Source organism: Pseudomonas kitaguniensis (genome assembly GCF_049199985.1).
GTDB lineage: Bacteria > Pseudomonadota > Gammaproteobacteria > Pseudomonadales > Pseudomonadaceae > Aquipseudomonas > Aquipseudomonas kitaguniensis.
The window spans coordinates 46,691-73,233 of sequence record NZ_JBLZPT010000019.1 but is presented as its reverse complement, the minus strand read 5'-3'; the positions used below and the strand labels follow the sequence as shown (position 1 = coordinate 73,233).

Annotated in this window: 23 protein-coding genes and 3 pseudogenes; 9 read left to right on the top strand and 17 right to left on the bottom strand. The window is 54.3% G+C overall.

Annotation, left to right across the window (positions count from 1 at the left end; genetic code table 11):
- Positions 1–52: 52 nt before the first annotated feature.
- Positions 53–775 (top strand): DNA adenine methylase, encoded by a 723-nt coding sequence (locus ACOZK9_RS20855; RefSeq protein WP_421556453.1) that lies wholly within the window; start codon positions 53–55, stop codon positions 773–775.
- Positions 775–1,545 (top strand): 8-oxoguanine DNA glycosylase, encoded by a 771-nt coding sequence (locus tag ACOZK9_RS20850; protein WP_221539743.1) that lies wholly within the window; start codon positions 775–777, stop codon positions 1,543–1,545. The genes ACOZK9_RS20855 and ACOZK9_RS20850 overlap by 1 nt, the downstream gene beginning before the upstream one ends.
- Here the strand turns inward: ACOZK9_RS20850 and ACOZK9_RS20845 are convergent.
- The 4 genes from ACOZK9_RS20845 to ACOZK9_RS20830 are packed head-to-tail and all read right to left on the bottom strand — an operon-like array spanning position 1,542 to position 4,360.
- The gene (locus ACOZK9_RS20845) at positions 1,542–2,225 is read right to left on the bottom strand and encodes a nitroreductase family protein (protein WP_421556452.1); all 684 of its coding nucleotides are present in this window, start codon (positions 2,223–2,225) and stop codon (positions 1,542–1,544) included. The two genes, ACOZK9_RS20850 and ACOZK9_RS20845, sit on opposite strands and share 4 nt — an antisense overlap.
- Positions 2,203–2,808 (bottom strand): 7-cyano-7-deazaguanine synthase, encoded by a 606-nt coding sequence (locus ACOZK9_RS20840; RefSeq protein WP_421556451.1) that lies wholly within the window; start codon positions 2,806–2,808, stop codon positions 2,203–2,205. Before ACOZK9_RS20840 ends, ACOZK9_RS20845 begins: the two co-directional genes overlap by 23 nt.
- Positions 2,805–4,022, bottom strand: coding sequence for a PfkB family carbohydrate kinase (locus ACOZK9_RS20835; protein WP_421556450.1), 1,218 nt, complete (start codon positions 4,020–4,022; stop codon positions 2,805–2,807). The genes ACOZK9_RS20840 and ACOZK9_RS20835 overlap by 4 nt, the downstream gene beginning before the upstream one ends.
- Positions 4,019–4,360: a hypothetical protein gene (locus ACOZK9_RS20830; protein WP_421556449.1), complete on the bottom strand. Its 342-nt coding sequence runs from the start codon at positions 4,358–4,360 to the stop codon at positions 4,019–4,021. The genes ACOZK9_RS20835 and ACOZK9_RS20830 overlap by 4 nt, the downstream gene beginning before the upstream one ends.
- A gap of 227 nt (positions 4,361–4,587) precedes the next feature.
- Here ACOZK9_RS20830 and ACOZK9_RS20825 point away from each other — a divergent pair, with 227 nt between their 5' ends.
- A complete protein-coding gene (locus ACOZK9_RS20825; RefSeq protein ID WP_421556448.1) occupies positions 4,588–6,465 on the top strand; it encodes an ATP-dependent nuclease in 1,878 nt (625 codons plus the stop codon).
- A 399-nt stretch (positions 6,466–6,864) separates the two neighbouring features.
- Here ACOZK9_RS20825 and ACOZK9_RS20820 read toward each other — a convergent pair whose 3' ends face one another.
- The 9 genes and pseudogenes from ACOZK9_RS20820 to ACOZK9_RS20780 all read right to left on the bottom strand — a co-directional run bounded on the left by ACOZK9_RS20820 (position 6,865) and on the right by ACOZK9_RS20780 (position 16,369).
- Positions 6,865–7,494 (bottom strand): hypothetical protein, encoded by a 630-nt coding sequence (locus ACOZK9_RS20820; RefSeq protein WP_421556447.1) that lies wholly within the window; start codon positions 7,492–7,494, stop codon positions 6,865–6,867.
- Between the two features lie 67 nt (positions 7,495–7,561).
- The gene (locus ACOZK9_RS20815; protein ID WP_421556446.1) at positions 7,562–8,470 is read right to left on the bottom strand and encodes a hypothetical protein; all 909 of its coding nucleotides are present in this window, start codon (positions 8,468–8,470) and stop codon (positions 7,562–7,564) included.
- 84 nt (positions 8,471–8,554) lie between these two features.
- Positions 8,555–8,791 (bottom strand): annotated as a pseudogene (locus tag ACOZK9_RS20810) (AbrB/MazE/SpoVT family DNA-binding domain-containing protein).
- Positions 8,792–8,800: 9 nt separating this feature from the next.
- Positions 8,801–9,040, bottom strand: a pseudogene (locus ACOZK9_RS20805) (DUF7693 family protein).
- A gap of 227 nt (positions 9,041–9,267) precedes the next feature.
- Positions 9,268–9,885, bottom strand: a complete 618-nt coding sequence (locus tag ACOZK9_RS20800) for a 3'-5' exonuclease (RefSeq protein WP_421556445.1) — start codon at positions 9,883–9,885, stop codon at positions 9,268–9,270.
- A gap of 66 nt (positions 9,886–9,951) precedes the next feature.
- The gene (locus ACOZK9_RS20795) at positions 9,952–11,421 is read right to left on the bottom strand and encodes a tyrosine-type recombinase/integrase (protein WP_421556444.1); all 1,470 of its coding nucleotides are present in this window, start codon (positions 11,419–11,421) and stop codon (positions 9,952–9,954) included.
- Positions 11,402–12,019 carry a hypothetical protein gene (locus tag ACOZK9_RS20790; RefSeq protein WP_421556443.1) on the bottom strand — a complete coding sequence of 206 codons (618 nt, stop codon included), beginning with the start codon at positions 12,017–12,019 and terminating at the stop codon, positions 11,402–11,404. Before ACOZK9_RS20790 ends, ACOZK9_RS20795 begins: the two co-directional genes overlap by 20 nt.
- Positions 12,019–14,094: an integrase gene (locus ACOZK9_RS20785; protein ID WP_421556442.1), complete on the bottom strand. Its 2,076-nt coding sequence runs from the start codon at positions 14,092–14,094 to the stop codon at positions 12,019–12,021. Before ACOZK9_RS20785 ends, ACOZK9_RS20790 begins: the two co-directional genes overlap by 1 nt.
- The gene (locus ACOZK9_RS20780) at positions 14,078–16,369 is read right to left on the bottom strand and encodes a hypothetical protein (protein WP_421556441.1); all 2,292 of its coding nucleotides are present in this window, start codon (positions 16,367–16,369) and stop codon (positions 14,078–14,080) included. The genes ACOZK9_RS20785 and ACOZK9_RS20780 overlap by 17 nt, the downstream gene beginning before the upstream one ends.
- Before the next feature lie 88 nt (positions 16,370–16,457).
- On the opposite strand from ACOZK9_RS20780, the pseudogene hrpB reads away from it, so the two are divergent.
- Positions 16,458–18,587 (top strand): annotated as a pseudogene (hrpB, locus tag ACOZK9_RS20775) (ATP-dependent helicase HrpB); the annotation flags it as partial.
- A gap of 31 nt (positions 18,588–18,618) precedes the next feature.
- Here hrpB and ACOZK9_RS20770 read toward each other — a convergent pair.
- Both ACOZK9_RS20770 and ACOZK9_RS20765 read right to left on the bottom strand, forming a co-directional pair.
- Positions 18,619–19,707, bottom strand: a complete 1,089-nt coding sequence (locus ACOZK9_RS20770; protein ID WP_122251553.1) for an endonuclease/exonuclease/phosphatase family protein — start codon at positions 19,705–19,707, stop codon at positions 18,619–18,621.
- Between the two features lie 40 nt (positions 19,708–19,747).
- On the bottom strand, positions 19,748–20,407 hold the full coding sequence (locus ACOZK9_RS20765; RefSeq protein ID WP_152747939.1) for a YciC family protein: 660 nt from the start codon (positions 20,405–20,407) through the stop codon (positions 19,748–19,750).
- A 180-nt stretch (positions 20,408–20,587) separates the two neighbouring features.
- Here ACOZK9_RS20765 and ACOZK9_RS20760 point away from each other — a divergent pair, with 180 nt between their 5' ends.
- The 3 genes from ACOZK9_RS20760 (at position 20,588) to ACOZK9_RS20750 (ending at position 22,600) form a co-directional block, all read left to right on the top strand.
- Entirely contained in the window at positions 20,588–21,340 is a 753-nt protein-coding gene (locus ACOZK9_RS20760; RefSeq protein WP_421556440.1) for a DUF2076 domain-containing protein, read from the top strand.
- A 129-nt stretch (positions 21,341–21,469) separates the two neighbouring features.
- Complete coding sequence (locus ACOZK9_RS20755; RefSeq protein WP_058413860.1) at positions 21,470–21,946, top strand: LabA-like NYN domain-containing protein; 477 nt, start codon at positions 21,470–21,472, stop codon at positions 21,944–21,946.
- 42 nt (positions 21,947–21,988) lie between these two features.
- The gene (locus ACOZK9_RS20750) at positions 21,989–22,600 is read left to right on the top strand and encodes a 3'-5' exonuclease (protein ID WP_421556439.1); all 612 of its coding nucleotides are present in this window, start codon (positions 21,989–21,991) and stop codon (positions 22,598–22,600) included.
- Between the two features lie 239 nt (positions 22,601–22,839).
- Here the strand turns inward: ACOZK9_RS20750 and ACOZK9_RS20745 are convergent, their stop codons facing one another.
- Positions 22,840–23,136, bottom strand: coding sequence for a DUF3077 domain-containing protein (locus tag ACOZK9_RS20745; protein WP_122251555.1), 297 nt, complete (start codon positions 23,134–23,136; stop codon positions 22,840–22,842).
- 500 nt (positions 23,137–23,636) lie between these two features.
- On the bottom strand, positions 23,637–24,098 hold the full coding sequence (locus ACOZK9_RS20740; protein ID WP_152746821.1) for an Lrp/AsnC family transcriptional regulator: 462 nt from the start codon (positions 24,096–24,098) through the stop codon (positions 23,637–23,639).
- Between the two features lie 160 nt (positions 24,099–24,258).
- Between ACOZK9_RS20740 and yedA the strand changes: the two genes are divergently transcribed.
- Both yedA and ACOZK9_RS20730 read left to right on the top strand, forming a co-directional pair.
- Positions 24,259–25,155: a drug/metabolite exporter YedA gene (yedA, locus tag ACOZK9_RS20735; protein WP_058413864.1), complete on the top strand. Its 897-nt coding sequence runs from the start codon at positions 24,259–24,261 to the stop codon at positions 25,153–25,155.
- 48 nt (positions 25,156–25,203) lie between these two features.
- On the top strand, positions 25,204–26,538 hold the full coding sequence (locus tag ACOZK9_RS20730) for an RNA helicase RhlE1 (RefSeq protein ID WP_058413865.1): 1,335 nt from the start codon (positions 25,204–25,206) through the stop codon (positions 26,536–26,538).
- Positions 26,539–26,543 lie beyond the last annotated feature (5 nt).

Here is a 26,543-nt window from a genome sequence, read left to right as displayed (position 1 = left end):
GAGCGGCTAGAGCACTTCAAGTGTTCGTGCCGCTCCCACGGTTCTCTGGTCGGTGGGCTCCATTGACATCATCGTCACTTTTGACGATGATGTGTGCATGAGATATCCAGGCGGGAAAGGCAAGTGCTACCAGCGCTTGATCAACTTGATGCCTCCGCATCAGACCTACATCGAGACTCACTTGGGGGCGGGCGCTGTCCTGCGCCACAAAAAGTCTGCCGCTCGAAACATCGGCGTGGACGTAGATCCCGCTGTTCACGAAGCTTGGGCTGATCACCAGGTTGAGAGCCTTGAGCTCATCCAAGGCGATGCTTTTAGCTACCTGAGCAGCTTTTCATTCGACGGTAGCGAACTGATCTACGCTGACCCTCCGTACGTGACGGAGACTCGCCGACGAGCCAAAATTTACCGTTTCGAGTATGACGTGGGCCAGCACGAGCAGCTGCTCTCAACACTTAATAGTGTCCCTTGCAAGGTGATGATTTCGGGTTACGACAGCGTCCTCTACAACGACACACTTCAAGGATGGAGAAAGGTGACGTTTATGGCGAAGACGCACACGGATGTCAGGGAAGAGTGCGTTTGGATGAACTACGCTGCCCCCAAAGAGCTTCACGACACTCGTTTCTTAGGTGACACGTTTCGTGAGCGGCAGACCATTGCCAGGCGCCAGTCCCGTCTACGAGATCGAGTTATGGCGATGGATCCGGTAGAGCGTAGTGACTTCCTCCACTGGATCACGCAGACCTATGGCTTTGTTCAGGAGGCCCGGTAATGCAGAACGGTGTTGTATTCGTAGACGCCAAGATCTACAGCCGCGATTTCCCTGACGCCATGAGCGAAGTGCTCCCTGGTGTTTCATGGGGCTTGATCGAAGCATTCCCGACTCCGGCGTACTGGGCCTATCAGGTGTGGGCGAACGAGCAAGAGCTCGAGCCGCTCAACTATAAGCTTGGCGCCACCTTGGCTGAAGAAGTCGGAGCGTGCCTGCTGGGTGGCCATGGTATCCCGGCGAACGTCGGACTCGCTGCCTTCGCTCACCTGAGAAACCTCGGGGCTTTTGACGCTGAGGTGCCCAGTGAGGAACAACTGCAAGAGTGGTTGAGCATCCCACTGAAAATCGGCAGCCGCTCAGTACGCTACCGTTTTGCCAAACAGAAGGCGCGTTACCTTCATTCGGCGCTTGCAGCTTTGGTCTTAGGGAATGTTCCTCTCCATTCTGGCCGGGCACTTCGGGACTGGCTGCTGGAGCTGCCGGGCATCGGCTACAAGACTGCTTCGTGGATTACTCGCAACTGGCTTGATGCAGATGATGTCGCCATCCTGGATATCCACATCCTGCGTGCAGGGGCGTTGGCTGGCTTCTTCTCCCCCGGCCTCACCGTGGAGCGCCACTACCTGAAGCTCGAAGCTGAGTTTCTTGCGCTGAGCAAAGCGATCGACGTTCGACCTTCCAAGCTTGACGCGCTGATGTGGTACCAGATGATGTCTGCGCCTACCGTCGTCCACGGACTGCTGAGCCAGGCTGGTTTGAAAGCCGCCTAGTGCTGGGGCTTTTGCCCGCCGACGAGTGCAAGACCAACCCCAGTGAGCACACCTGCAGGTGCGAGTCGGCCAGCCCAAGGTTCACCCGTAATCCCCAACGGGCAAAACGAGTAGTCCAAGGCATCAGCAATCACGGCCATGACCGCCAAGAGTGCTCCAGCGTCTCGCCAGATCAGGCTTTCACCGTGCTGGTATTTGGCACGGGTTTTACCAGGCTCAGCCACTAGGAGCAACCGCGTTGCCTGTTCTGTGGGCAGAGCGTCATGGCACTGTTCTTTCAATCCTGCAAAGGCCTCCACTGATCCTGATATCTCGACAAGACCGTGCCGGCGACTATCGTAGCGGAGCCAGTTCGAGGCGCCTGGAAGGTGAATTAGGATATGGATAGGGTGGATGGCGCCGGCAGATGGCGCCGGTCGTAACTCTAGGTCGAAGCCATAATCCGATTCGGCAATGGCCTGCGTTCGTGCACAGCGCCATAGCAACTGGCCCAGTTGGCCTTCACTCAAGGCATTGAACGTTCGCCTGGTGCGTCTATGGTCGAGTAGACTGAGGATACCTTTGTCGCAGACATCCTCAATTTCGGGCAGCGCATGGAATGTTCCATCAGGCCAAGTGAAGGGCTGATAGCAGCCAGGTTCAGCTCTTACCGTCGGGCTACCGAGCTTGATCCATTCCATGTTCGATCTCGTGCCAGACCTCGAAGTATTTGTTGCAGCCTCTGCAGTTGCCGCACGGCACGCTCGATTTGTGACAGCTGTGAGCCCAGGCCAGGATAGAGGAGGGCACGCCTGCAGTTTTTACCAACTCGGTGGTGCTTAAATCGATCGCAGGCGCCTCAACGGTCATCCTACCCTCCTGCATGACCATCAGTTGGTTGATGGCAGCGATGAACTCCGGAGTGCCATCGCGGTGGGAACCATCGGATTTCACGGTACCCAAGTAGAGCTTGTTTACGCCGAGGCTGATGGCTTTCATGGCCGCCAGGGTTACGAGCATCTGGTTCCGGTATGGCCACCAGTCACTGGCAGGTGCATGGGTATCAGCCTTGCCTCCGGCCATGTCACCGGAACCGACCGATCGGCAGTCGATGGAAATAACGTGGTGCTCAATCTGGAGCTGCTCGCAGATTGCCTTCGAGGCGCAGATCTCAGCCTGAGCGGCGAGTTGCCCATAGTTCAGCGTGATGCCAATTTCAGGGCGCAGCCACCAGGCCACCGCGAGTGAATCCATACCGCCTGATAAAAGAAGGGCGCGCTTCATAGTTCAGCTGCCTTCCATGCGGTTTGGTAAATCGCGGTGACGAAGTCCTTGGTCAGCGTGCAGCCGGAGCCGGCCATCATCTTCTTATCCTCTTCCGACTCATTCTCCACGTACATGATGACGGGCTTCTTGAGTGCGCGCGCGTAGCCTATCTCATAGATCGTTCCGGCGTCGAGGCCATCCCCGATCGCGAGCATTAGGTCGCAGTCGTGGATCGCATCGAGATCCTTCTGCACGACTTCATCCGCAGGCCCGTGGCCAACGTCATGTACAGGGGAGAATACTTTCAATCCCATTTCCAAAAGCCGGGCGCGGGCTTCCTCGATGAGCCAAAGCTGTGCCAGCGAGAAGAAGGGGCCAGCGAGGTAGACCAGGGGAGGTCGCCCTGTCCTGGATTTCTTTGGCAGGCTGGCGGCAGCAGGGTGATAGGTCTCCAGTTCCGTTTTGGAGGCAAAGCCCTTTGTCTCGCAGTAGTACGCCGTGGCACGTGAGGCCTGCATGGCGGCCTTGAGTGGCGTAAGTCCCTCTTCGAGCCAGAAGTGCGCGAAGCTGGCGACGAACACATCACCTGAACCGATCTTCCACACCTGCGACGTCACAAACGAGGGGATGTGGTGCGATTGGCCGTCATGGAACAGCAGGGCGCCGGCAGGGCCCATCTTTATGATGACGATCTCAGCATTCTGAGACTTCGATAGTGCCCGCGCCAAATCGGCCGCACTCAACTCGTCATTGCCATGCAGCGCTTCGGCTTCACTTCTGTTCAGGACAAGCGCAAGTCGCCCGGCCTTGGAGCCATTCTCATGAAAGGGGGCAGGGTGCCGGGAGCTCTGTGGGTCGTAAACAGCATTGCGGGCATCTACGACGCAGTCACCTTCGAGCAGTCCGAAGCGAACCACATTTTCGGCAGTGATTTGAAGGATCGTCGAAGAGGTCTCTGGTAGCGGCTGGATCGACGGCTTGGCAAGACCATGGGTATACCGGAAGTGCAGGCTCTGATCGATGGAATAGCTTGCAACAGAGAAACCTTCAAGCACTGCTCTCTGGCGTAGAATGGCCTCCGCCGTAAGATCAGTGTAGGTGTCTAACGCGACGTGCCCGCCAAGGCGCGCTATCGCTGTAGCTGCTCGCCCTCCAGAGCCAAAAAGCTCTTGCCAGGTGGGGCACATGCACTGCTCGTAATACACACCACCAATTAGTCTGATCAAAATCATTCCTCCTTGATCGGCGAGATTTTGATCGAGATCTGAGCGCCCGTTTTTGCCGTAACTATTGCGAAATAGTTCGTACCGCTTTGGAGGCAGGCGATCAGCCGAATAACCTTGGGAGATGCAATACCGCCGGCAATATGCCTGTTCCAAAATGCGCAGGCGACGACGTTGCCGTCGATTTCACCGAGGCCAATTCCAAGTGTATCCCCGACTTCGATCTCGCTCACGACCTCGGGCTTTGGGGAAGCAAGCTGGGTCTGCAGGTACAACGTATCGCAAGCGGTCTCTGTTGGAGCACCGGCTGTATAATCTCTAAAAAGCCTTCCGTCAGTACCTGACATTACGTTCCCCATCTTCCCTATGTGAACCAACGCAACAGCGGCCCTGCGTCAAGTCAGCCAGTTGACAGCGGTCGACTTGATGCTAGAGTGCCAGCACTCTACCCCTGTTGTATCCAATTTGCCAATAGGCCGCATTTGAGCGGCAGAGCACTATCCACAGGGTTCAAACCGGCCAGATACACTCTGGCTGTGCTCCGATTCGTGCTAACACAAGGTCGTGTGCGCTGATGTCGAAAGTCCTAGATTTTGAGATAAAAAACTACAAAGGGATTGTTAGCACACGAATTGAGCTGGCAGGAAGATTGGACAATCCTGTTGTGACGCTGATTGGACTGAATGAAAGTGGCAAAACCACAATATTAGAAGCCATCTCGCAATTTGTGAGCAGCGATCGCTCGGTTTCAAGGCTCTACTTCTTCAGTCCAGAAAACAAAGATCAGTTCACCTTCATCCCCGCCAGCAAAAAAGGCGCCTTTACCGGCACTGTATCGATCGCTGCGACCGTTGAGCTCGAAGCGCATGATCTGGAGTCGATCAAGGCCCTGGTGGGTGGTGCTGGATTGGAAGTAGATACCGAAGCATTAGCGAAGCCCTTCAAGATCGCAAAGGAGTTCAGCTTTGAGAACAGCGAGCCGAAATCTAGGATTGCTAGCATAGGGTTTGATTTCAGAGTAAGGCCGGGTAGCGAGAGCGAGTTTGAGGTTTACGCCCAGCCGGACGACGAAGACGAAAATCTGTGGAAGCGAACGGCAGATTTGATCGAGGCATCGATACCCAAGGTCGCGTATTTCCCGACGTTTTTGATCAATGTGCCTGAGCAAATTTCGCTCGCATCTGATGATTATGAGGGGTACGAGAAGAGGCATTATCGGGAGATTGTTGAGCGCATCATAAAGTTTGCTGGCTACGATGTTGGTCGGGATGTGATCAGACCTATCGAGGCGTATCGGGCCGCTAACGGTGCTGACTGGTATGAGAAGTTTCAGCGAAGCGCAACAAAAGGCCAGATTGATAATGTATTTCAACAGGTCTCTAACGCGCTTTCCGCTGAAGTGATTGGCGGTTGGCGGCGCGTTCTTTCACGCAATGCCACAGCAAAACGGGTCGACCTAAAGTGGACAGTCGGCGGGGTTGATAACCCCACTGCAGTCGTGTCGTTTGTCGTGAGTAACCGGGATACGACTTACAAGATCGCCGAGCGATCGATCGGCTTCAGATGGTTCTTCACATTCTTACTGCTCACGGGCTTCAAGCTCGAACGTGAAAACCAGCATAAAATTTACGTCTTTGATGAGCCTGCTGCAAACTTGCATTCCCGGGCTCAAGCAGAACTGCTGGGTTACTTCGAAAAGATGGCGGCCAGCGGCGATAAGATCATCTACTCAACCCACAGCCACCACATGGTGAACCCGAAGTGGCTGTCTGGGGCTTACATCATCGAGAACCGTCCGGCAGGTCAGGGTGATGATGAGGACTATGATCTCGACTTCACGCCTGCAGAAGTGAACGCGATCAAGTATAAGCAATACCTGAACTCCTTCCCTACCCGTACACACTATTTCCAGCCAGTGATTGACCGTCTGCAGTATGTCGTACCTGAAATCGTAGGGACTTCACCTTGCGTGATCTTGGAAGGTATCTCGGACTATTACGCGCTCAAAGCAGCAGCATTACGGACAGGAGGCAAGCTGGGGTTCAACTTGATTCCAGGTGTCGGCTCAAGCGCGTCAGGTAACCTGATCAGCTTGCTCATGGGGCGGGGCGAGAAGTTCATCGTTCTGCTCGACGACGATAAGGAAGGGCGAAAAGCCCGAGATCGCTATCGAGAAGAATGGATCCTGCCCGAGCAGGTGGTGATCACCCTATCAGATATCGATATCTCATTCGAAGGAATGGCACTGGAAAAACTCGTGGGGAAAGACAGCCTGGAGGTTGCTCAGAATAGCTTGGGCTTGAGTTCCCTACCAACCAAAGCTCAGTTCGGCCTGATCTTGGCTGAGTATCTTTATAGAGCCGATACGTCGGTAGAAATATTCTCGGCCCAAGGCTTGCAGAACCTTCACTCAGTTTTGGCAACTCTAGAGGCTCGCATTTCTGCACTGTAATGCGAGAGCATTAGCCGGGAGCTAAGCCAATTACCTCGCGGCACACAATGCCTGGCACAGGCGAAACTAGGCCAACGCTAGTACTGAGTCCGTAGGGGTATGTCAGCAGTCAGCGCAGCGGCAAGCCTTGTTTGCCGCCAAAGAAAAGACCAATACGGTTGGTTCGACGATAGTCAATTAACCCGGACTAACGGTGTAATTAAAGCTGGGCGAACGGGCAGTATGAGAGCTGACAAAATGCATAGCCGATATGTGGTCGCTTCTTTTCGCGAGGGCAGATGCAGTAGTTTAAAAATCAATACGTTGATTTTCGGGTATCACCTACTAACACAAGCACGCTCCTATCTTAAGCTCTATGCGTGGTATAGAGGGAGTGCACCTAGTACTCTCAGCCCTTTATTAGGTGCTATTTTTAGTGGCGAAGGTGACCCACTTGAAGAATTCAGATTCTTTATTTGTGTAGGTGATGCTGTGGGGGAGGTCGAGGTGCTTGCTGCCTTTGCCACTGATTCTTAGTATCACACTCCCAGTTTTCCAATTGAAGTTAATGTGGCGCAAATATCTATCACCAGCTTCGTTTGTTTCATCTATCTCGATATCGCAGGGATGCCTGCCAGACCATCTGTCCGTGGCACTCAAAAATAAATGGGCAACGTCAATGTAGGTCTCTACCATATCCTGCTCTGGAATAGAGAAATCATGCTCAATGTCGTTCCTTGCTTTGTTAAGCTTTTCAAGAACGGCTAGTGATGGAAGTCCGCAATTTTTCAAATAATTTGACAATGCGTGAAAGTTTTTCAAGTTTTTAAGTGATACTGCGCCAAAACCAAGACAGACATCTTCCATCCTCATGTGAAGCGCTCGCTTTGCATTTGATAAGGCGTTGATTAGGTACCTAGGACTGGTTCCGTCTGCAAGATCTTTCCTAGCGAAACTTAAATAATCTTCCGCAGACGGATCCTGTCGGCAATGGTACACAGTCCAGAAGAACGATACGTAGTCTAGGTTGATATTGTCAGGGTCGAACATATGCTCAGCTCATATTACGAAGGGTTGTTACTGCTGCCAGTATTCGTCTGTACCGTTGCGGCAAGCGCTACCTTAACGGGAGACTCAGGTCAGCAAGTAGATCTGGCAGCATCCTTTCCTCATCTACTGTTTCAATGAAGCTAGTCACCTGCGATAGGGTCTCGAATTTTTCGATCAGCTGAATAAGTTTGTCCGCGAATTCCTTGTGCTCGCTGCCTGCGTATGGCTTCTCAATAAGGATTGATGATTGATGCTCGGAATTGCAGTTGGCCAGTTGAACGAATCGTTGCACTCCTTGGATAGAGCAATACCTACCGTCGTAGTGCGCATATTGTTCAAAGCGATTACTGTCTTTCAACAAAAACGCTTCCAGCAAAGCTGAGTTTTGTATATTTCCGCCAGGAAGCAGAGTGTCCTGGAGCTTACGTCGAAGCATTTCAATGGCTTTTCGGATCTGCGGTTGCAAAATGTAAATGGTCGACTTTGTCTGGGGATGGAGAGTGGTTTTAGCAAAAAAATGAAGCGTAAACAATTTTATGTACGCATCGCAAATGGCATCTAGAGGCTTAGTTCTCTCTTCTAGCTGGAACCAGTTGCTGGGGTCAATTACTTCCAACTGCCTCTGGAGAGCGCCGGCAAAGCCCGGTTCACCTTTTTTTGCTTCAAGGCTGAGATCTTTAAGGTAATTCGGGTCATTCGTTTCGCAATAGTCGCCATAATGAAGAACAAGGGTTTGATAGCCATTGAGAAGCGTATTTAGGCGTTCATCATCCGCTTGCGCTCTCAGAGCCTCGACTATCGGGGTAGGGTCGAAATTCAGTGTGGTATTTTGGACATTCATAATCTGGATTCGGCAGATCAAATCTTCGACGAATCCGGTGCGAGGTTGAATGCGACCATCCGGTGAACGATGGAAAATCTCACCTAGCTTCAACGGAAATTGGCTGCCCACTAGGGCACTCGAATATTCAGACACTGGTTTACCTCTCGCATTCTTTGATCTAGGGCTCTCACTCATCCCTGAGTGTACTCAAACTGCCCGTGTCTTCCGAGGGCATTTTCACCAGTCAATAGCTCGTTGTCCGCTATCCGAGGCGTTACTGACTTCGTCAATTCGATCCCCGATTTGCGGCTTTTTTGACAGGACGAGGCAGCGTGTTTTTCCGACAAACTCCTCTATCAAATACAGTGAGTCGCCCACGTCAAGCTCGAGCTTCTAGAGCGCCTCATCAGGAATTCGAATCGCACCATCACCATCCCATTCTTCGATAATGATTTTCATAGGTGGCTTTCTCACGTGTGGTCTTTATTGCTTTGAGTCCGCAATGGTAACGTGCTTTTGCGTACAGACCCGGAGCGCAGCGAGCAAGCGCTTGAGCTGTTCACGCTCCCAGACACTCAACAGGTCGACAGGATCACTTCCGTCGCGCTGCCAGAGCTCAAGTGTCCTGACTCGACCGACAGGCGACCTGCAGTACTCGCATTAGTCCCGAGTGTCACAGTCGTTGAAGAGTTTGAGCTGCCAGCCATCAATCTCCACGGACATAAGGCCGTGGTAGATCTCATTCCATGAATGCATGGAGCTTCGCATCATGATGCGTTTCGCCAAGCGCGACATCTGTCAGCACCTGGCAGACCTCGAGGGCGGTGAGAGATGAGGTTGTGTTCAAATCATTCTGAGCTCGGGTCATCACCTGCCCATAGCTAAGCTGCGGTATGAAGTGGCGTCAACGGGGAGTTCGATCCTTCGGGCCGATGGGCCCGGCTCATCAATTAGCTAAGTATCTCCTTAACGATGGCTGCTACGTTCCTGGCATCGTCGATTCCTCGGTGATAGGTACCTTGCCACGCCAAGCCCAACGACTCTACCGTCTGCTTAAGTGACTTAGGTCGATCGTCATATAAGCCTGCATGCCATTTCCTGGCATTGAAATGTGGCAAGCCTTCGAGCAGGGAAGGGCAGGCAGCAAAGCCAGCATCGCGCTTAAGCTGCCTTGCATCATAGTCTCCCCATGAGGCCCAGGCAGCGTCTGGGTATTGCGCAAGAAACGCTCCTAGCTCCTGGCCAACCTCGACATAGGTTCGTGCGCTATCCACGTCCTCTTGACGAATTGACGTAAGTTTTTTACAGAAAACGGTCAGGATAGGATTGATCTGAGGCCGAACGAAGCGCTGGAATTCATCGACGATCTCAAACGTTTCCAAATCGATCACCACCAGGCCAACTTCGATCGTTTCCATCTGATCGGAGGCGACCAAGAGCGACCTTGAAGATTCGTTTACCCCAACGTCGTCACAGGTTGCCTCAAGGTCGACGCAATAGAGATAGCGGTATGGCGCGAGGAGGTTTTGGATTGCTTGGAGGTGAAGGAGCTTTGCTTCGATGCTCATGGCATGGGAAACCTTACTTGGAGTTTGTTCAGATTACACCGAACCCGCTAGCCGAAGCCCTGACTGCTACATCGGTTTTTTATGAAGCGCTGACCGCGCTCGGTCTGCGACAGCTAAATCTTGGCTAAAACTTGCATCGAGTTCCTTATCAAGAGCAACATATTCTTCCTTCGGTAAACCTTCCAAAAGGGCGTCTCTCAATTCCTTTCGCTTACGAAGGTAGACTTCCCTGATTTGGTGATGCTTAACCGATTTTATTGTTTCGTCGTAGCTCGCTAGGTCGCGGAATGCCCAGTCAATATAGTACTCAACAGAGCCTGGGTCGATTTGGCCGGTCTCCACTTGAATTTCCATAATAAAAGTTTTGACGTCCATCAGGCTTTTGCGAAATTCATCCTGATTGCGGATCTGATGATCGTTCATAAGATTCAGGATTTTTTTCGTAATGAACGCGTGACGAAACATGTGTAGGCAAACTTGGTGCGGAATTCCAGCTATTTTTCTTAGATGTCCAATTTCATTAGATAACGTTTGGCCAGTAAGCGCTTTGCCAGTTCGTTCGGAAATGAAAAGCATTCCATGATCAGTTCCCAGCTTATAACGTTGTTTTATAATGGATCTGCGAGCTTTTTCAATATGAGTTCTGATTTTACGGAGAATCATAAAGGGGACTGAAACTTCCCTTGATACGATTTCACCCCCGACTTTCAATGTGATCAAGGTTAGTTTGTAATCGGGGTCATTCAGCGCATTTAGAATGTCCTCTACGGAGACGTTCTGTATCTCGTCCCTCCTGGCTCCGGTAGCTTCAAATAAGTCAAGTAAGCAAGCACGGCGTTCGCGGATGAAAGCGCTAAATTTAGAATTGCGATTCGTAGTTGCTAGTTTTTCAATGTCAGCATTGCTTATGGGGTCTCTCTTGTGCTTCCTTCGTACGAAGGTAAAAGACCAGTGGCTTTTGTAGTTTCGCCAGATCAGTGAACCACCTCGACCTCTAGTGGCTACTCGTTCGTTTTTAATTCGAATTACCCCGCTTTCCGACACAAAATTAGGGTTTCCATAAAAGTGACCTACGAAATTAAGAAAATCTAGCCACACTCGTCCGGTAGCAAGTCCTGAACCACCGTTTTTTTTATCGCTTGATGGATTTCTCGAAGATTTTTCTCTGGCTATTTCTCTTACGTAATCGGCAAATACACTGTCGGTCAGATCTTTGGGTTCAATCGAATCTCGATAGCAGCGTTTGAGCAACTGACTGACCTTTGAACCATAATCACCAATACTACCACCCTTGTCGCCCCGCCTAGATAACCCTTCTTGGCCGCCGCGCCCAACCCGTTTCATCAATGATAAAATATAGAGGTTTCCTATCATACACGGTGTCTTGTCGGGCCATGCTATGTAGGTAATATTGCTAGCGTCTTGCTTATATAGACGATCAATCGAAAAGTGTCGGATGAGCTCGAAGCTCCCGAGAAGATGATAAATCTTTTCCGGGCTCACGCTCTTGCCAGGCTTATCGGTTACGGTACGCATTTAAATCTGTTACCTCTGAGCTAGGCGTAGGGAAGCGACGATTGAGTTGATCAAACGGATGGGAATTCATGTTCACAATAGCCCGGAGGCTATTTGATGCCGTTTCAACGCGATTTTCGCGGCTAGCGGCATCTGATCCATCGCTTATAATAATAAATTGATGTAAAGCCTCGCTGAGAGCGCTCAGAAGGATCATATTTGTTTGTCGTAAAATTTCCAGCTCGATCTCAAGTTCTTCTACCTTGAGTGTTAGGCCTGATTTACTTCTTTTGTTAGCCATTGCAGACTTTTTTTCGGAATACTCTAACGCTGCAATGGCTTTGCGACGTAAGTCATCTAGAGTCTTGTAGCCGCCAGAAATGCTATAGGCAGAGTGCGTTTTGAGTGAATTCAAGCTCATCGGGAAGGTGTTCATTTCCTGTCCCGACTCAGTCAATATAGTGCGCTGAAGCTTGGCCAGATTGGCTTGAGTTTTCAATGCTGTTCGAAGCTCCAGATCAGCAGCATGTTCTTTAGGGCGCTTGATAACATTGATGAGCATCTGCTGAATCGCATTAATTCCCGATGATATTTGAATGTCTTTAGTTAGTTTGCTCATCAGGCGCTCCTGGGCTTAGTCAGCTTGGCTATAATTTTGTAGCTCTCGCCATTCTCGTCAGTGAAAAATTCCGGCTCTACCTCAAGCCAGCCTTCTATCATCAAGTCGGTGATGTAATCTTCAATCGCATTGCTGTCAATCACCTCAACATCATCTGTCCCGTAGTGATCTTTTACCATCATCGCTAGATCTTCGTATTCAGAATAGTCGCCGGATTTGAGGCGCTCACCCAGATATTGTGCACCTGCGCTTCTTAAAATAGCGCCATCTATAGTTTCAGTAATATAGTGCCACAAATGGCTCGGATCTGTGTGGCCGAGCATCCACCGCAATGTGTCGAGATTGTTAAATTTACTGCAATAGAAAAACATCATCGCAAAAAAGCGGCGCAGTTGATGCTGTCGAATATATAGTCGTTGGTTTTCACTGTTCAGTGGAGTTTCAAAGTAATCGCAGAAAATATCAAGATTACTATTGAAGTTGCCTTTGGTGAGCTTGGCCGCTCCTCTGAGATGCGGAGTTGAGAAAAGCTTTTGATAGTTTTTTATGAACCCTATGCGTTTGAGGATCTTCTGCATGCGTATCAGATTTTTAATCATCTGTACGGCAATCGGGTCAATGGGGCGTGCTTCGATTAATCGCTTTCCTAAAGCGTATCGTGTGCTTTTTGCATTTAAGAAAATTAGCCAGGTCTCTGAAATGTCTAAGCAGGTGTGTGACATCAGGCCAGTTAGTTCACTCATGCGTCGAGCCATTAAAATACCAACCACGAGTTGAATGCCGCCTACGTAAACGCAGATCAATTCGTAGAGGCCACGGTTAGCTCTAAGGTCTGTGAAGTAATCATCTTTATTTCCTTTGTGAGGTGTCGAATAATCATGATCCTCATTAGGGATACCCAACGACAGCCTGGTTACTCCCTGTTCTACCAGTTCTGGGCCAACCAGTTGGCGTATTTTTTTGGAAGACAAACCCGCCGGTGATATTTTGAATCGTCGACACTCCAGCGCGATTCGACACATTGCATCAACAAGATTTTTACCGTGTTTAAAGTGGAGCTCCATAGCATCGCGAATGGATTTGAAGGCCACTTCTGATGGAAGGGTTTGAAAGCGTCCTAACTTCGACAACTTAGGCTTGAATTTCTCTGCTTCGATCAAGGCGCTAATTGATGGCGCGGGGTATCCCACCTCATGTAAACTTCCCAAGCTATATACCGCATGCTTATAGGAAGCGTAACCGCTTTCGCCCAGAAGAGCTTCATCGGATTTGCGTACTTGTGCTCGTGGATGCTCTCTTTCAAAGAGGCAAGAGTTTTCATTGTAAGTTAGGATTAGGTTGACTGGTTTTTGAGTTGTATTGCCCCAAATGCAGTGCTTATATATATCCCTTGAAAGCAACGCTGAGTTAGGTTGGCATCCGTGCCTTCCCTTGTAGTAGTACCCACGCAGGAACAGGCATGCTCTGATTTTCGGAATCAATTCTTCTTCAATACCTAAAGTGTCGTCATCCCTTTGCTCATCCGTTATATTCAGCATCTGAGGGTTGAGGCTGATGGTGTGCTCGACTTTTTCAGCACAGGTAGACTCTAACAATCCTAAGCAGAATTTCTTCAGCTCGTTCGTCCAATCGTGGATGGACTCGTGAGAGCTCGGGCTTTGGGATATTGTCTCTAACATCTCTATAAGGTTGCCGGACGTGAGTTCACCAAGTTTGAATTTGTAAATTTGATATCTGGCGCAATTAATCAATAGATAGTCGATCACACAGCAGGCTGTAGAAAAACGCTTGGCCTGCATCTCTTTAGATGTGGTTTCATTCGAGTGAGCGTCTCGAGTTGCACCAATAAGATAGTATTTGAAGCTCTCTAATAATATTGTATTTTTTTCATCAGTCAGCATACTTCCATCAGACAGCTTTACGCACCAATCGATGTGCAGTGGTAGTGTATAGCCAAAATTGTAATGCCACCGAGTGTCGTCAAAATTACTTTGCAGCCAACTTGCACTCCGATAGACCTCGCGCGGATCTTGCGTGAATTTCTTCAGGAACGCTAATTTAGGCGGCAGATTCATATATGAACTTCATCATAGATTTAGGGTTTGTTTTAGATTCGGCAAGAGTAAGGCTGTCCTGCAGGAGTTCATCGAACCCTTCTCGTATGTTGGCCGAGATCAGCGTGGTAATGTCAGACCAATATTTAGCTTTGGCGTTTACTTGGTCTGGCTTGGACGCAGAGCTGACTGCATCGCGCAACGAAACCAAGCTGGTCATCAAGGGAATGCTTATGGATATTAAAACTTTCTGCTTGTCTTTTTTGCTTCGGCGATTCTGTGATTTATCAGCATGGTTTTTTGGTGATTTCATGCCTTCAGGGATGTCTTTCAGTGCGTGGTGTGACAAGAATTCGTGTAGTTTTTCCATGGTTTCAAAGCCGCTAGCTTCTAGGAGATAAGGGCTATCCTTCATTGCCTCGATAATGATGCCTTTCTGGAATATTCTTATCCAGCGCGTTTGGAAGAAATCCAGGATAACTTGTGGCAAATACGAGCTAAGGAGATCGACTCGATACGTTTTATGGCCGAGGCTTCGAGCGAGCTTTGTTACACTGTTGTGAGTTAAATAGTTCTCAACAGCTACCGATGGCCGATAGTTGGTGGTCGAGACCCGGTTAACAAGCCGCCGCAACTCAGTATTTCCGAGGGAGCTGTGTCTTGCGAACTCAGCCACAATCGCATCCATCGTTTCTTTCTCCGTATATCCACCCCATCGTTTCATCCCGGGACGATTGGGTCGATTGATGTACTGGTTGCAATGAAGGAATAGGTATCGCCAATCGTCGATATCTGCTTCCCTGAGCTCTTTACGGAGCGGCTCGGTCAACTGAATCAGCATTCTGACCACTACTGCATCACGCGCAGCTAAATCGATCTTTTGTTCGCTTGACTTTCCTCCCTTGCGATCTTTGTATCCAATGAGCTGGTAACCGGTATTGGTTTTTAAGAAGCCGAAGGGATTACCGTTTTTATCATATAGCTCAAAATCTTTAAAAAAGCTTTCAGTTATTTCAGGATGCGAGCGGACGAGCATGAGCTGAAAAGCGATGAAGTCATAACCCTTAGGCAGGCCAAGCTCATTAGATATCTCGGCTTTTTGCATGGTACCGAAGCGTTTTGGATAGTCGTCCCGGAAGAATGGCAAACCATGCTCCTCAAACGATGCGCAAATGTTTTCTACGCCAATATCAGCGATCGATTTGGCGCTTGGATGCCTATCCTTGATAACAAATCCGGTTTTCGCCAATCGAATGCGACGGAGCTGCCTCTTTCGTATTTTCAAGCAGCGACTTCTCGCCCATTTGAATACGAGGTTGTTGTCTAGTTTTATCTTCTTGAAAAGTATTTCAATCGCTTCTGAGTCTGTCAGCTCGAGTGGGATTTCAGTGATAAGGTTATTTTTGACTTCTCGACCTTCGTCATTCTCGATCACTTTAGTGCGAGAGCCACATTTTTGAATAATAGGGACTTTGTTGAGTGCGCCACTAAATGGTTTTGGCCAAACGCCTGAGTCTAAAAAACTCTCGGTGATCGAGTTTATGAATTTTGAATAGACTTTTGATTTCGATTCGTTCTCTATGCCTGCATTGGAAGTCCTAATCCAACTATGGTTCAGATAGTTGTTGAACAGGTTGTTAATGCGAATCAGGCAGCTAAACGTCTCTGGCGAGTACTCAACCGCATTCGCAGCTACATAGTCGAGGAAATGATTCAGTTCCGCGTTTTCATTGCGCAGCTTTTTTTCGTGGATTTGATGATAGTGCTTAAAAAAATTCTCGGCGAATTCACTGCCATGCGAATGCCAAATCTGTGGCAGAGCAAGAATAATACTCGCACCTTTAGGGTCAGTAATAGTCCACCCATTCCAATATCTCGCAGCATGATGGTCTAGCTGGAGCTTCTGTTCTTCCCATACCGCTGCGCATTCGTTGAAGAAAGCTGGACTCTGTTCATAGGTGGCGCAGAGAGGCACGTGCTTCTGGATCTCATCCAAGAGCTTCATGAAGTTGGTTGCGTAGCGGCGGCGGGTTAGGTGAGCTCCGCCGATGAGGCAGTGACCGCTGAACGAACCGATGAACCCAATACACACGCGGCGGAAGCTTTTGTCGGACATGCCGAGGTACGTCACCGTCGTATCCGTCATGTGACAGTAAGCCTCAAAAAGCTTCATCAGGTACGGGAAGCTGCCCGCGGTGATGGCGGTGCTGCATTGCTCCATCAAGGCGCGTACATCCTGCGGCAGTACCCGGTACGGATAGTAGTCCAGAGAGGACGTATTTTTGATGATTGTCAAAAGATTCTGCTCCGATTCATGCGGGTGTAACGCTCTATTACGGGCTTTTTCTCACTTTTGACAACGTGGTGCAAGTGGCATAATCGGCGAGCGCAGCCTCGACGCCGACCTGGCGCTGGCCCTCAGCCTCAACGGTCGCGACTTGTTTCGCGATGAACAGCCGCTGAAAATCCTGCTGATGTCGGCCACCCTTGAAGGCGAACGTCTCGCCGCGTTGCTCGGCAATGCGCCGATCCTGCGCAGCGAAGGGCGCATGTTCCCGGTGCAGATGCGCTGGGGGCGGCCGTTCCAGGCCGGTGAATTTATCGAGCCGCGCGTGGTGCAAACCGTCCTCGAAGCGCTGCATGACGAGACCGGCAGCGTGTTGGTGTTTCTGCCGGGGCAGGCCGAAATTCGCCGGGTTAATCAACAATTGGCCGAGGCCCTCGGTGATCGCAGTGACGTGGTGTTGTGCCCGCTGCACGGCGAACTCGACCTGAATGCCCAGCGCGCCGCCATCGACCCGGCGCCCGCCGGCAAACGTAAAGTGGTGCTGGCCACCAACATCGCCGAGACCAGCCTGACCATCAACGGCGTGCGCGTGGTGATTGACGCCGGGCTGGCGCGGGTGCCGCGGTTTGACCCTGGCAGCGGCATGACCCGCCTCGACACGCAGCGTATTTCCCGCGCCAGTGCCACCCAGCGCGCCGGTCGGGCAGGGCGCCTGGAACCGGGCGTGTGTTATCGGCTGTGGTCCGAAGACCAACACGAAGGCTTGGCCGCCTATGGCAGCGCGGAAATTCTCGCCGCCGACCTCGCAGGCCTGGCCTTGCAACTGGCGCGCTGGGGCGTCACGCCTGGGCTACTGGTGTGGATGGACGTGCCGCCGACCGCCGCGTATGCGCAGGCGCAGGATTTGCTGGTGCGCCTCGGTGCTTTAAATGAACACACCTTGACCGCGCATGGCCAAAAAATGGCCGAGCTGCCGGCGCATCCGCGTATCGCGCATTTGCTGCTGCGTGGTCAGGATTTGGGGCTGGCGGCCACTGCCTGTGATGTCGCCGCGCTGTTGGGTGAGCGCGATATTTTGCGCGGCGGCGGCGCCGATTTGCACAGCCGGTTGGCGCTGCTGTCCGGCGAAGAACGGGCGCGCGGCGCGCAAGGTGGGGTGCAGCGGGCCAAGCAATTGGCGCGGCAATACCGCGGCTATTTAAGGGGCAAGGCGACGCAACCGGTGGCCGACCCCGACCACCCGCGCTGGCTCGGCGCGCTGCTGGCGCTGGCCTACCCCGACCGTATGGCCCAGCAACGGCGCCCCGGTGGCGCCGAATATCGCCTGGCCAACGGCCGCGCCGCGCTGTTCGCCGAGGCCGACAGCCTGATGAAACAAGCCTGGCTGGTGATTGCCGACCTCGGCAGTCGGCAGGGCCAGCGCGAAGAACGCATCTACCTCGCGGCGGACTTTGACCCGGCGCTGTTCGACAGCGTGCTCGCCGAGCAAGTGCGCAACGTCGACCAGTTGGACTGGGATGAGCGCGAGGGCGTACTGCGCGCCGAGCGCCAGCGCAAAGTCGGCGAACTGGTACTCAGCCGCGAGCCACTGACCGGCCTCGACGAAGCCGCGCGCAGCCAGGCGTTGGTCAACCTGGTGCGCCGCAAAGGCCTGGAACTGCTGCCCTGGACGCCCGAATTGCGTCAATGGCAAGCCCGCGTGATGCTGCTGCGCCAGCTTGATGCCGGTAAAACCAGCGAATGGCCCGACATCAGCGACAGCGCCTTGCTCGCCAGCCTCGAACACTGGCTGATGCCCTACTTGGGCAAAGTCTCGCGCCTCAGCCATTTTGGCAACCTGGACATCTCCAGTTTCCTGCACAACCTATTGCCCTGGCCGCTGCCTCAGCGCCTCGACGAACTGGCGCCGCAGCACGTGAAAGTACCGTCGGGCTCCTCGGTGCGTTTGGATTACAGCGAGCAGCCGCCGATTCTGGCGGTGCGCCTGCAGGAATTGTTCGGCCTGGCCGACACCCCGCGCATTGCCGGCGGCCGCCAAGTGGTCAAGTTGCACCTGTTGTCACCCGCGCGGCGGCCGGTGCAGGTGACGCAAGACCTGGCGAACTTCTGGCGCAGCACGTATGCCGAGGTGAAGAAGGATTTGAAGGGGCGCTATCCGAAGCATTACTGGCCGGATGACCCGCTGGTGGCGGAAGCAACGGCGCGGGCTAAACCGAGAGGTACATGATCGTTGCCACGCTGATCTGGCGATCTGGTGCTTACTGCGCAGCAGGCAGCAGGAACCGTGCAATCACTGGCAAATGGTTGGAGATACGCAACGTGTCCGCCTGCCGCACCTTGGCCTCTACCCGCTTGATACGCGGGCTGTGGAACAGGTAATCCAGCGTGCGGTCCGGGCCGTCCAGGCTCGGGTCGTTGGGGAAGTGCGTCAGCCACTGCTGCCGGTCGATACCGCTGGACTCGTTGTTGCTCGGGATCAGCGGGTATTTATCCCAGAGCAGGTGCAGTTCGCTGTCCGGCGAATACGCACTGCGCTTGTCGGCGTCCAGGCGCAGGAATTGCCCGAGGGGCAGCAGGTTGAAGTCCCCGCCGATCAGCCAGGGCGTGCCACGGCCTTCGAATTTATCGAGCAATTTCACCGTGGTTTTAACCTGTTCCAGTACCGCTGAGCGCCCAGGCGCACCGCCATCCAGGCGTGTGTTGAGCACCGCCAGTTGGCCGCCGTCGCTTAACGGCAGGTAGGTCAACAGCAAAGCGGGTTTGGGTTGGAACTGGCGGCTGATGAAGTCGGTCGAGGCGACGGGCAGTTGCAGGCGTTCGGCATGTTCGATCTGGTAGCGGCTCAGCGTCGCCAGTTTGCGCCCCACACTGCCGAAGATGTGCAGGTCGGGTACCAAATCGGCTTTCCAGTCGTAGGTTTGGGCGCTGCACGGGTAAAGGTCCGCGAGGCGTTCTTGCAACAGGGCAAGCTGGTCTTGGTAGTGCGAGCGTTTGGCGTTGTCGTCGAGTTCCTGCAGCAGCAGGATGTCGGGTTGTTCGTCGCGGACTACCCGCGCCACTTCATCCAGGCTGGCGGCCATGTCTTCGACGGTGGGCCGCTCGTCCGGGCCTTTACCGTCGCTAGTGTCGTACCAGAACACGTAGTTTTTGCCGGCCAGGTATTGCACGTTCCAGGTCATGACCTTGAGCGCCTGCCCCGGCAGCAATGTCGGCGCACGCGGCGCGACGCAGCTCACGGGCAAGGTTTGCTGGTCGGCCGGGCGCCAGGTCAGGCTATAGATCACAACCATCAGCAGGGCCGCGATAATCAGCAGGCTCAACAGGGTGATGCGCAATAAACGGGTCATCGGCTCGGCTTATAGCGTGTCAGAGGTGGCAGCGAGCATATCACCGCGCGTCGGCGTCGCCACCGATCAACATGAATAAACGGAACAGGACTACGCTGGTGAACAACTGCAGGAAGCTGTGGGCGCTGTCGATCACCACGCTCAGCAGCGGCGACGGGTCGGGATACGCCGCCACACTCGCGCCTTTAAGCAGCCACAGCGGCGTCATCACACACAGCAGGCACACCAGGATTCGCCAGAAATGCCCACGGGTCAGGCGAAAACTCTCCTTCATCGCTTCCAGCGCCGGCAGGCCGCGCAGCACCAGCAGGTACTCGGCAAACGCCAGCACCACCATCAACCACAGGCCTGGCAGAAAATACAGCGACAAACCGAGCAGAATCAGCAGCGTACTGACCGCCGTGAGCAGGGCGAAGCGTGGCCACAGGGTCAGGGCCATGGCCCATACAGCCTGTGTACGCGGCGACTCGCCACGGGTGCGCGCGTCCAGAAACACGATCAGCGCGCCGGTGTACAGCGGGTACACCAACAGGCCCACCATCACGCTGTAGCCGGGGAATGCATCCGGGCCCAGCGTGTGTTCGAGTAGCTGTTGCAGCAGGGCTTCGAGAATCACCAGCGGCAAACACAACTGCACGATGGCGCCCAGGTTGTGCCGGGTAAAACGAAAGGAGTCGCGCAATACGTCTAACGGATTCATCAGGGTCATCACAGGCTTGAAAGCAAGGGCCACACTTTAACCGATCAGGCCTTGGCGTTAGCAAACGTAAACCTTGCGTAAAGACCATTGAAACAAATAGTAACAGCCCCATAACTAGCGCGTAGCCCGCTTGACCACAGGCGGGGCAATGATTTCTACCGGCAATCTAACGAGGTCGCCATGAACAGCGAAGAGCAAACCCTGATCGATGGACTGTTTTCACGGTTGCAACAAGCCGAAACGGACTCAGCCCCGCGCGACGCCCAGGCCGAAGCGCGGATCAAGGAACACATGACTCGCCAACCCGCCGCCGGGTACTACATGACCCAGTCGATCCTGGTGCAGGAACACGCGATCAAAAGCCTCGACGCGCAGAACAAGCAGCAGGCGCAGCAGATCCAGCAATTGCAGGACGAGTTGCAGCAGGCCCGCGCTCAGTCGGCGCAACCGGCGCAGAGCAGCGGCGGCTTCCTGTCGAGCATCTTTGGCGGTGGTTCGCGTGACAGCCAACCGGCACCGAGCGCGCAGGCCCCGGCAGGTGGCGGCTGGCGTGAACCGGCGCGGCCGTCTTTCGGCCAGCCTGCGCCTCAGCAACAGAATTACGCTGCGCCGCCGCAGAATTACCAGCAACCAGCCGCAGCGCCGGTCGGCAGCGGTTTCCTCGGTGGCGCCCTGAAAACCGCTGCCGGCGTGGCGGGCGGCGTGATGTTGGCCGAAGGCATCAGCAGCCTGTTCCATCACAACCAGCAGCCGCAGATCGTTGAAGAAATCATCGAACAGCCGGCACCCGCCAGCGACCAAGGCAACTGGGGCAATGACGACCAGAAATTTGCCGGCAACGACAACTGGGGCAGCAACAACACCGACAGTTTCGCGGATAACGATTATGCCGACGACGCCTCGTCCTTCGGCGATGACGATTCGTTCGTCTGACACACGCAACGGCCGGGGCGCTTTGTCGCCCCAGGCTGATTTTTCTCGGAAACTGCCCCATGGCTGGCATACTGGCGCCTTTGCGGACCTTCGCGTTCGGGGTCCAAACGGCAGCCATGGGGAAGTGCGGTGAAGAAAATTGCGGTGTTCGCCGATGTACAAAACCTCTACTACACCGTGCGCCAGGCCTATGGCTGCCACTTCAACTACGCCGCCCTGTGGGCTGACATCAGCGCGCGCGGGCAAATCGTCGAGGCGTACGCGTACGCCATCGACCGTGGCGACAGCAAGCAACAGCAGTTCCAGCAGATCCTGCGCAACCTGGGTTTTACGGTAAAACTCAAACCCTACATCCAGCGCGCCGACGGCTCGGCCAAGGGCGACTGGGACGTGGGCATCACCCTCGACATCATGGACGCCGCCGACCACGTCGACGAAGTGGTGCTGGCCTCCGGCGACGGCGATTTTGACATGCTGCTCGAACGCATCATCCAAAAGCACGGCGTTGAAGCCATTGCCTATGGCGTGCCGGGGCTGACGGCCAACTCATTGATTCGCGCCGCCAGCCGCTACGTACCGATCGAAGGCGCGCTGTTGCTTAAATGAGCCCTGCGGCTTAATAAATTGTCAGACGGAGTTGGAACAGGTTTGGAACGTATAGCGGTCATCGACTTTGAAACCACCGGCATCACGCCGAGCAGCCACTGCCGGGCCACGGAAATTGCCGTGGTCATTCTTGAGCGCGGCCAAATAGTGGACCGCTACCAGAGCTTGATGAACGCGGGCGTGCGCGTGCCGGGTTTTATCGAACAACTCACCGGCATCAGCAACGCCATGTTGCGCAGCGCGCCACCGGCTGAGCGTGTGATGAACGAGGTGAATGAGTTTGTCGGCGTGACGCCGCTGCTGGCGCACAACGCCGCGTTCGACCAGAAGTTTTGGGATTACGAACTGGGCCTGATCCGCCGCACCCGCCTGCAAAAATTCGCCTGTTCGCTGCTGCTGGCGCGCCGGTTGATGCCGTCGGCGCCGAACCACAAGCTTGGCACCCTGAACACCTTCGCCCGTTTGCCGCACACCGGCAAGGCTCACCGGGCGATGGCGGATGCCGAGATGGCCGCCAACCTCACGGCACACCTGGCCCAGCAACTGCGCGGCACGCACGGCTTGCGTGAACTGTCGCACGACCTGCTGTGCACGTTGCAGAAAGTGCCGGCGGCGAAGATCAATGAGCACCTGAAAAAGCACCGCGGGTTCTGAGCAACGGCACTGATCGTTCCCATGCAACATGGGAACGATCTTCAGAACACTGAAGATTCAAATGTGGAGATCAAAAAGTAGAGATTCAAATGTGGAGATTAAAATGTGGGAGGGGCGGTGCGACGATTCGACTTGCTCCCGATGGCGGTGTGCCAGTCAGCTCATCTTTATCTGACCCACCGCCATCGGGAGCAAGTCGAATCGTCGCACCGCCCCTCCCGCAGTTATTTATGCGGCGCCTATCGAGGCTGCACACACTCCAACGCCCGATCTACAACTTCCTTCGCCATCCCCACCAAATGCATCACCGCACGCTGCTGCGGGTTCACTGCATCACCCAACACATTTGTCGTCTCCACCGCGCAATGCAGCAAATCGGCCGCATGGGCGAGGGCATCTTCGAAGCTCAGGTTGTCATTCAGCACAAAGTTGGGCGCATCCGGGGCGGAGGCTTTGAGGTAGTAGTCGATGGCTCGACGATTGAGCAGGGCGTCTTGGCTGAGGACCGTGGGTGGATCGGGGGTAACTTTGACCATGGTGGAATTCCTTTTGTTACGGAAGGAGCTGCATCCATTCGCTTGCACGCGAAATAGGGTGGCAGCGGTACGCGGGTGTGCAAGACCGGGAAAAAAGGTAAACCCAGCAGATCCGAAGATCTCCCGCGCACCGCCGCCATTACAGATCAACACCAAGCATTGATACACCCGTGTTAATGCGTTCAGACGTTTGTACGGATTTTATTCGGTCGGACTTGCACGTCCGGTCACCGAAAACTCGATGACTGGGCGAGACTAGCGACCTAATCCGGCGGAAACAAGGCCGTGGAATTCTCTAGGAAATTTCCCGCAAATGAAAGGGATCGGTCTTGCTGGCCATTGAAACATCAGGCATTGGGGAGGGTTCTTAAGATTTCCCGAAACAGTCAGTAGGTTGAGTCTGATTCCTGTGTAGGACGCTGCCACTGACGCCCTCGGGAGCACGTCGAATCGTCGCACTGCCCCTCGCACATTTTGAATCTGCGCCCGCCAGCGGTAGATCAGCCCCCATTTTTGCCATTGCCCTCCAACTGCCCCAGCGGCACTCGCCGCTCTATCGCGCTGGATAAAATAATCGAGGTCTTGCTGAACCCGAACTTTGCGATCCGGTTGATCAGGTTCTCCAATTCCGGCATCGAGCCCACCGCCGCTTGCATGATCACGCAGGGGTCGCCGGTGACGCGGTGGCATTCGGTCAGCTCGGGAATTTCGGCCAGTGCGTCGTAAACCTTCTGGCTGCCGTGGTTGGTCAGGCGCACTTCAATGACGCACTGGATCGGTAACCCGACTTTGGACAGGTCGACCTTGGCCTGATAGCCGGTGATCACGCCGCTGGCCTCAAGCTTGGCCACGCGTTCGGCGACGGCGGGCGCGGAGAGGTTAACCGTGCGCGCGAGTTGCGCGAAGGACGCGCGGCCGTCTTCGAGCAGGGCGCTGAGGAGCATGCGGTCATATTTGTCCATGATAAGGCGCCTGGAATACGTGGCTTTCGAAAGTACGGTTTATAGCGCTCATAACCATGCTTTGAAAAGTGTATGGGCGGTTTAAACAGGTTTTGTAACTTATGTTTAACGGCCCGCCTTTCTAAAATAAGCCTCCCTTATTCTGCCGCAGAGCTACCCAATGCCAGGCCCACGTCGTTTTCCCTTACCGTTGATCGCTGCCTTTTTTGCGTTGTATGTGATCTGGGGGTCTACCTACCTGGTGATTCGGATCGGCGTGGAGTACTGGCCGCCGCTGATGTTGGGCGGGATTCGTTTTCTGCTGGCGGGTGTGGCGATGTATGGCTTTTTACGCTGGCGCGGTGCGCCGGCGCCGACCTGGGCGCAATGGAAGGCGGCTGCCAAAATCGGCATTTTGCTACTGACCTTCGGTAATGGCGCGGTGACGGTGGCCGAACACACGGGGGTTGCCTCCGGCGTGGCCGCGCTGGCGGTGGCGACGGTGCCGTTGTTCACGTTGTTGTGCGGCTATTTCTGGGGGGCACGTAACACCCGCCTGGAGTGGGCCGGGGTGGTGCTGGGGATTATCGGCATTGGCATGCTCAACCTGGGCTCCAACCTGCAATCGAGCCCGACCGGTGCGCTGTTGTTGCTGTTTGCTGCCGCTTCCTGGGCGTTCGGCTCGGTGTGGAGCAAACACTTGCCGCTGCCTGCGGGGGCTATGGCCAGTGCGGCGGAAATGATCATCGCCGGTGCCATGCTCTTGCTGGGCAGTGCGCTGACCGGTGAGCGCCTGCACGCCATGCCGCCGCTTGAGGGCTGGCTGGCCCTGGCCTACTTGGCCGTGTTCGGCTCGGTCATCGCGTTTAACGCGTATATGTATTTGCTCAAGCACGTACGCCCGGCGGCCGCGACCAGCTACGCCTACGTGAACCCGGCCGTCGCGGTGTTGTTGGGCATTGTGTTTGTCGGCGAAACCATCGGTATGGAAGAAGCCCTGGCGATGCTGGTGATCATCAGCGCGGTGCTGTTGATCAGCCTGCCTCAGTGGCGCAAGCCGAAGCCGGAAATAAGGTAAACTGCGGCGCATTACGGCTTTGCGCTGAATTTTTCCTACGGTAAACACATGACTTTCGCCACCCTTGGCCTGATCGAACCCTTGCTGCGCGCCCTTGAGACGCTTGGCTACCAGACCCCGACGCCGGTGCAGGCGCAAGCGATTCCGGCGGTGCTGGCCGGTCGCGACCTGATGGCTGCGGCCCAAACCGGCACCGGCAAGACCGCTGGTTTCGCCCTGCCGCTCCTGCAATTGCTGACAATGGAAGGGCCGAAAGTCGCCGCCAACTCGGCACGCGCGCTGATCCTGTGCCCGACCCGCGAGCTGGCCGAGCAGGTTCACCAAAGCGTTGCCGAGTATGCACAACACCTGCCGCTGACCACGTATGCGGTGTACGGCGGCGTGAGCATCAACCCGCAGATGATGAAGCTGCGCAAAGGCGTCGACATTTTGGTCGCTACGCCTGGCCGCCTGATCGACCTGTTTCGCCAGAACGCGCTGAAGCTTAATCAGCTGCAAACCCTGGTGCTGGATGAAGCCGACCGCATGCTCGACCTGGGTTTCTCCGAGGAGCTGGCGAACATCTACCGCATGCTGCCGAAAAAGCGCCAGACCTTGCTGTTCTCCGCGACGTTCTCCGATGAAATTCGCCAGCTCGCCGGGCAGATGCTCAACGACCCGCTGACGGTCGAAGTCAGCCCGCGTAACGTGGCCGCCAACACCGTCAAGCAGTGGGTGGTGCCGGTCGACAAGAAGCGCAAGGCCGAGCTGTTTGTGCACCTGATGCGCAAAGGCCGCTGGAAGCAGGTGCTGGTGTTCGCCAAAACCCGCAACGGCGTGGATGCGTTAGTGGATAAGTTGCAAGGTCTGGGCATCAATGCCGATGGCATCCACGGTGACAAGCCACAAGCGACCCGCCAACGCGCGCTGGACCGTTTCAAGTCCAGCGATGTGCAGATTCTGGTGGCCACCGACGTGGCGGCGCGCGGGTTGGACATCGAAGACCTGCCGCTGGTGGTCAACTTTGACCTGCCGATCGTGGCCGAGGATTACATCCACCGTATCGGCCGTACGGGCCGGGCGGGCAACACCGGTGAGGCGATTTCGCTGGTGTGCGCCGATGAGGTGAACATGCTGTCGGCCATCGAGATGCTCACGCGTCAGACCTTGACCCGGCACATGGAGCAGGATTTCGAACCGGAGCACCGCGTGCCAGACACCGATGCCAGCGGGCAAGTGGTGAAGAAGCCGAAAAAACCGAAGAAACCTAAAACTTCGGGCGGCGGCGGTAAGCGCAACTTGGGCAAGTGGGTGGACAGCGGGGAAGCGTCGCCGGTGGAACCTTCGATTAAACCTGTGCGTAAAGTGCCTGTTTTTAATACGGGGCCGCGTAAGAAGAAGTAGGCTTT